The 5,724-nt window shown below is 69.2% G+C and carries 7 protein-coding genes and 1 pseudogene; 3 read left to right on the top strand and 5 right to left on the bottom strand.

Features of this window, described 5'->3' with window-relative positions:
• From SCI24_RS20545 to SCI24_RS20525, 5 genes and pseudogenes are all read right to left on the bottom strand, one after another.
• Positions 1-181, bottom strand: a pseudogene (locus SCI24_RS20545) (anti-sigma factor antagonist); the annotation flags it as partial.
• Positions 178-828, bottom strand: coding sequence for an ABC transporter substrate-binding protein (locus SCI24_RS20540; RefSeq protein ID WP_318727142.1), 651 nt, complete (start codon positions 826-828; stop codon positions 178-180). The gene SCI24_RS20540 and the pseudogene SCI24_RS20545, both read right to left, overlap by 4 nt.
• Positions 829-833: 5 nt before the next feature.
• Complete coding sequence (mlaD, locus tag SCI24_RS20535; RefSeq protein ID WP_318727141.1) at positions 834-1,298, bottom strand: outer membrane lipid asymmetry maintenance protein MlaD; 465 nt, start codon at positions 1,296-1,298, stop codon at positions 834-836.
• A gap of 16 nt (positions 1,299-1,314) precedes the next feature.
• Positions 1,315-2,097, bottom strand: coding sequence for a lipid asymmetry maintenance ABC transporter permease subunit MlaE (gene mlaE / locus SCI24_RS20530; protein ID WP_318727140.1), 783 nt, complete (start codon positions 2,095-2,097; stop codon positions 1,315-1,317).
• Positions 2,094-2,906, bottom strand: a complete 813-nt coding sequence (locus SCI24_RS20525) for an ABC transporter ATP-binding protein (protein WP_318727139.1) — start codon at positions 2,904-2,906, stop codon at positions 2,094-2,096. Before SCI24_RS20525 ends, mlaE begins: the two co-directional genes overlap by 4 nt.
• 136 nt (positions 2,907-3,042) lie before the next feature.
• On the opposite strand from SCI24_RS20525, the gene SCI24_RS20520 reads away from it, so the two are divergent.
• From SCI24_RS20520 to SCI24_RS20510, 3 genes are read left to right on the top strand one after another with little or no spacing between them, the layout of a single operon-like run.
• Positions 3,043-3,993, top strand: coding sequence for a calcium/sodium antiporter (locus SCI24_RS20520; protein WP_318727138.1), 951 nt, complete (start codon positions 3,043-3,045; stop codon positions 3,991-3,993).
• Positions 3,994-4,034: 41 nt separating this feature from the next.
• A complete protein-coding gene (locus SCI24_RS20515) occupies positions 4,035-5,030 on the top strand; it encodes a KpsF/GutQ family sugar-phosphate isomerase (protein WP_318727137.1) in 996 nt (331 codons plus the stop codon).
• A 43-nt stretch (positions 5,031-5,073) separates the two neighbouring features.
• Positions 5,074-5,631 carry a KdsC family phosphatase gene (locus SCI24_RS20510; RefSeq protein WP_318727136.1) on the top strand — a complete coding sequence of 186 codons (558 nt, stop codon included), beginning with the start codon at positions 5,074-5,076 and terminating at the stop codon, positions 5,629-5,631.
• Positions 5,632-5,724 lie beyond the last annotated feature (93 nt).

Below are 5,724 nucleotides of genomic sequence, written 5' to 3'. Positions count from 1 at the left end.
TGACCCGGCCGACGCCGCTCAGGTCGAAGACCACCTCGCTGCCGGCCGGCCGGTCGGCCAGCCAGGCGCTGCCCGCCTCGGCCATCGCCGATGCCACCTCGAAGCCGACCTCACCGGTTACCGCCAGGCCGCCGTCATCGGAGGCCAGGCAGGAGCTGCGCTGCTCCAGCAGCACGCTCATGCGCTGCCGCCCTCCTCCAGCTCCTCGACGGCGAGCTCGGGTGCCCAGCCGTCGATGACCGCGTCATAGTCGCGATTGTTGTCGCGCATCGCCTGGTCGAACTGGTTGCGGAAGGTCAGCCCCAGGTTGATGCCGTTGACGATCACGTTGACGACCTTCCACTGGCCATCGTCGAGACGAAGCGAATAGCTGACGGGATAGACGGTGCCGTCGTTGGCCACCACCTCCATGGCCACGCTGGCCTGGTCCTCGTAGCGCGAGGCCTGCTGGTTGTCGAGCACCCGAATCTCGCGGTAGTTGAAGGTGATCAGGCCCTTGGTGTAAGTGTCGATCAGGGTCTTGCGGAAGGTCTCGACGAAGCGCGACCGCTGCTGCGGCGTGGCATTGCCGAAGTAGCGCCCCATCACGCTGGCCCCGATGTAGCGGAAGTCGGCCACGTCCTCGAGGCTGTCGTCGACGATCGCCTCGAGCTCGTCGAGGTTGTCGGCGAAGTAGTCCTCTCGCCCCTCGATCCGGGTCATCAGCTCGTCGATGCTGGCGCGGATCAACTGCTCGGGGCGCTGGTCGGGCTGGGCGGCCATCAGCGGCAGTGCCATCAGCAGCAGGGCGAGGCCGGCAAAAAACGCGCGCAGGTTCATCATCTTCATCTCGTTCACTCCTTGACCATGCTGGACACGAACTGCTGGATCAGTTCTTCCAGCACCAGGGCAGATTGGGTATCACGTAGGGTATCACCATCGGCGAGGGCCTCGGGCGCCCCACCCACCGAGAGCCCGATATACTGCTCTCCCAGCAGGCCCGCGGTGAGGATGGCGGCGGTGCTGTCCTCCGGGATCTGGCCTTCCAGCGAGCCGTCCAGCTCCATGACCACCCGCGCATCGTACCAGTCGGTATCCAGCTCGATGGCCTCGACCCGCCCCACGGTGACACCCGCCATGGTGACCCGTGCCCGCGGCTTGAGGCCGCCGATGTTGGCGAAGTTGGCTTCCAGCCGGAAGGTCTCGCTGGGCAGGGCGAGGCTCAGCCCACTGACCCTCAGCCCCAGGAACACCAGGCCCAGGATGCCTGCCAGCATGAACAGGCCGACCCCGAGCTCCATCGTCTTGCTGCGCTTCATCCGTTTGCTCCGAACATCAGGAAAGCTCTCCGAACATCAGGGCGGTGAGCACGAAATCCAGGCCCAGTACCGCCAGAGAGGAATAGACCACCGTCCGGGTGGTGGCACGCGAGATGCCTTCCGAGGTGGGGATCAGGTCGTAGCCCTGAAACACCGCGATCCAGGTCACCACCAGGGCGAACACCAGGCTCTTGATCAGGCCGTTGCCCACGTCGTCGACGAACTCGACGCTGGCCTGCATGTTGCCCCAGTAGGAGCCCTCGAAGACGCCGAGCCAGTCGACGCCGACCAGCTGGCCGCCCCATATGCCCACCACGCTGAAACCGATGGTCAGCAACGGCAGGGCCACGAAGCCGGCCCATAGACGCGGGGCCACGATGCGACGCAGCGGATCGACGCCGATCATCTCCATGCTGGTCAGCTGCTCGGTGGCCTTCATCAGGCCGATCTCGGCGGTCAGGGCGGAGCCGGCGCGCCCGGCGAACAGCAGCGCTGCCACCACCGGCCCCAGCTCGCGCAGCAGGGAGAGAGCCACCATCTGCCCCAGCGCCTGCTCGGCCCCGAAGTCGACCAGGATGGTGTAGCCCTGCAGGGCCAGCACCATGCCGATGAACAGGCCCGAGACCAGCACGATGGCCAGTGACATCACGCCGACGAAGTGCATCTGCCGCACCCATAGGTAGAGGCCCTCGCGGGACGGCACCCCAATCACCGACTGGCCGAGGAAGATCCCGGCCCGGCCCAGCGACTCCATCAGGTCGCAGCCATGCCGTCCCAGGTGTCGGATACGGTCGATCATCGCGGCCCCCCGCTGCCCAGGATATCGGCATGGAAGTCCATCGCCGGGTAATGGAAGGGCACCGGCCCGTCGGGCTCGCCATGCATGAACTGGCTGACCCGAGGGTCGAGGTCCGCGTCGAGGCTCGTCGGCGTGCCATGGGCCATCACCTGGCCGTCGGCGATCACGTAGACATAGTCGGCGATGGACAGCGTCTCCTTGATGTCGTGGGAGACCACCACCGCCGTCAACCCCAGGGCCTCGTTGAGGCGCTTGATCAGCTGTACCAGCACGCCCATGGAGATGGGGTCCTGTCCGGCGAAGGGCTCGTCGTAGAGGATCAGCTCCGGGTCCAGGGCGATGGCGCGCGCCAGCGCCACCCGGCGCGCCATGCCGCCGGAGAGCTCCGAGGGCATCAGCTCCCGGGCACCGCGCAGCCCGACGGCCTGCAGCTTCATCAGCACCACGTCACGGATCATCGCCTCGGGCAGGTCGGTGTGCACCCGCAGCGGGAAGGCCACGTTCTCGTAGACATCGAGGTCGGAGAACAGCGCCCCGCTCTGGAACAGCATCCCCATGCGCCGGCGCAGCACGAACAGCGCCTTGCGCGACAGCGCATGGACATCCTGGCCATCGATGCGCACCTGCCCAGCGTCAGGGGTCAGCTGGCCGCCGATCATCTTGAGCAGGGTGGTCTTGCCGGTACCGCTGGGGCCCATGATGGCCGTGATCCGACCGCGGGGGATGACCAGGTCGACGCCGCTGAAGATGTCCATCTCGCCACGCGAGAAGTGCAGGCTCTCCACTTCCACGAAGGGGGAGTCCGTCATCGCTTCACCATCCTCGAGAATATTATCGAACATCGTATCCTAACCATGCCCCGCGGCGCCAGCGTCCAGGCGTCTTGCACCCGCGGGATTCGGCATGTTCAATGTGCGCCCTCCACCCAGCGACCCGGACCGCGCCATGCTCCTCCCCCTGCTGATCGTCATGCTCGGCTTCGTCGGCCTGCTGTGGAGCGCCGACCGCTTCGTCGGCGCGGCCGCGGCCACCGCCTGGCGCGCCGGCATGAGCACCCTGCTGGTGGGGATGACCGTCGTCTCGCTGGGCACGTCGGCGCCGGAGATCGTGGTCTCGGTGATGGCCTCCCTGGATGGCGTGCCGGACCTCGCCATCGGCAACGCCCTGGGCTCCAACATCGCCAACATCGCCCTGGTGCTGGGCGTGACGGCGCTGGTGGTGCCGATCCCGGTGCGCTTCTCCATCGTGCGCCGCGAGCTGCCGCTGCTGCTCGGCGCCACGGGCCTGGCCGGCTACGCCCTGGCCAACGGCCACCTCGACCGCCTCGATGGCGTTCTGCTGCTGGTGCTGCTGGTGTTCAGCCTGTGGTGGCTGTTCCGCGCCGACACCCCCGATGACGAGAGTGCCGGCGAGATTCCCGGCATGGCGCTGGGCCAGGCCCTGGGCTGGCTGGTGGCCACCCTGGTGATCATGGTGGCCAGCTCCCGCGCCCTGGTGTGGGGCGCCAGCGAGCTGGCCCGGGGGCTCGGCGTCAGCGAACTTACGATCGGGCTGACCGTGGTGGCCATCGGCACCAGCCTGCCGGAGCTGGCGGCCTGCGTGGCCAGCGCCCTCAAGCGCCACCATGACCTGGCCATCGGCAACGTGATCGGCTCCAACCTCTTCAACATGCTGACCGTGCTACCGGTGCCGGCGCTGCTGGCCCCGGGTGCCACGGATCCCGCCGCGGCCGGCCGCGACTATCCGGTGATGCTGCTGCTGACCCTGGCCCTGGGGGCGCTGCTGCTGTGGAACCGCCGTGGCCACCTGGGCCGGCTGCCGGGGGGCCTGCTGGTGCTCGGCTATGTCGGTTACCTGGCCTGGCTCGGCAGCGCCGGCGCCTCCGCCGTCGGCTGATCCCCTTGAGTGAAACCCCACAACGGGCAACAATCACCGCCATGACCAATGACGCTCCCCCGGCCGCCGGCACCTCCCTCCTGCGCGAGAGTGCCCGCCGCACCCTGGAACTGGAACAGCAGGCCATCGCCGCCCTGGCCGGACGCCTCGACGACGCCTTCGACCACGCCTGCGAGCTGATCCTGGCCTGCCGCGGGCGCGTGGTGGTCACCGGCATGGGCAAGTCGGGCCATGTCGCCGGAAAGATCGCCGCCACCCTGGCCAGCACCGGCACGCCGGCCTTCTTCGTGCATCCCGGCGAGGCCAGCCACGGGGACCTGGGCATGATCACCCCCGGTGACGTGGTGCTGGCCCTCTCCAATTCCGGCGAGACCGCCGAGGTCACCGCCCTGCTGCCCCTGCTCAAGCGCATGGGCACGCCGCTGATCAGCATGACCGGCCGGCCGGGCTCGACCCTGGCCCGGCACGCCGAGGCCCACCTGGATGCCGGGGTCGAGCGCGAGGCCTGCCCGCTGGACCTGGCCCCGACCTCGTCCACCACCGCCGCCCTGGCGCTCGGCGACGCCCTGGCCGTGGCGCTGCTCGAGTCGCGGGGCTTCACCGCCGAGGACTTTGCCCTCTCCCACCCCGGCGGCAGCCTCGGCAAGCGCCTGCTGCTGAGGGTCGCCGACCTGATGCACGAGGGGGCCCGGCTGCCCCGGGTCGCCCTGGGCAGCCCGCTGCGCGATGCCCTGCTGGAGATCACCCGCCAGGGGCTGGGCTTCACCTGCGTGGTCGACGCCGACGGTCGACTGGCCGGCGTCTATACCGACGGCGACCTGCGTCGCACCCTCGACCAGCACAGCGACCTCTCAGGGCTCACCGTCGACGAGGTCATGACCCGCCCCGGCAAGCGGGTCGCCCCTGACACCCTGGCCGCCGAGGCGGTACGCATCATGGAGGACAACCGCATCTCGGCGCTGGCCGTGGTCGATGCCGACGGCCGCCCGGTCGGCGCCCTGCACATGCATGACCTGCTCGCCAGCGGCGTCATCTGACGCCCTGTACGCCCACCCCAAGCCCCAGACCGCTGGAGACACCATGAGCCTCGATTCCCCCCTGCTCGACAGCCAACTCGTCGACCGCCTGCGCCGCGTCCGCCTGCTCGCCCTGGACGTGGACGGCGTGCTCACCGACGGCCGCCTCTACTTCCAGGCCGATGGCGTCGAGATCAAGGCCTTCCACACCCACGATGGCCATGGCATCAAGCTGGCGCAGCGCGCCGGCATCGTGGTGGCCTTCATCACCGGCCGCGATTCGCCGATGGTCAGCCGACGCGCCGCGGCGCTGGGCGTCAAGCACGTCTTCCAGGGGGCCGAGAAGAAGCTCACCGTGCTGCGCGAGCTGTGCAGCCGCCTGGGGCTGGAGCTCGAGCAGGTCGCCTACTGCGGTGACGACATGCCCGACGTGGCGCCCATCCGGCGCGCCGGGGTCGGCATCAGCGTGCCCGGCGCGCCGGCCTATATCCGCAAGCATGCCGACTGGGTCACCGAGTCCGTGGGCGGCCATGGCGCCGTGCGCGAGATCTGCGACACCCTGCTCCAGGCCCAGGGGCACTGGGATGCGGTGCTCGACACCTACCTGCACGGCTCGACCTGAGCCATGCGCCTGCCGCGCCCCGGCTTTCGCGCCGGCCTGTTCCTGCTGCTGCTCGCCCTGGGCGGCGGACTGGCGCTGCTCGACCTGCGCGAC

The organism is Halomonas sp. (assembly GCF_033549285.1).
In the GTDB taxonomy this organism is placed as follows: domain Bacteria; phylum Pseudomonadota; class Gammaproteobacteria; order Pseudomonadales; family Halomonadaceae; genus Halomonas.
The sequence above is the reverse complement of the archived record's forward strand: the minus strand, read 5'-3'. Positions and strand labels throughout refer to the sequence as shown.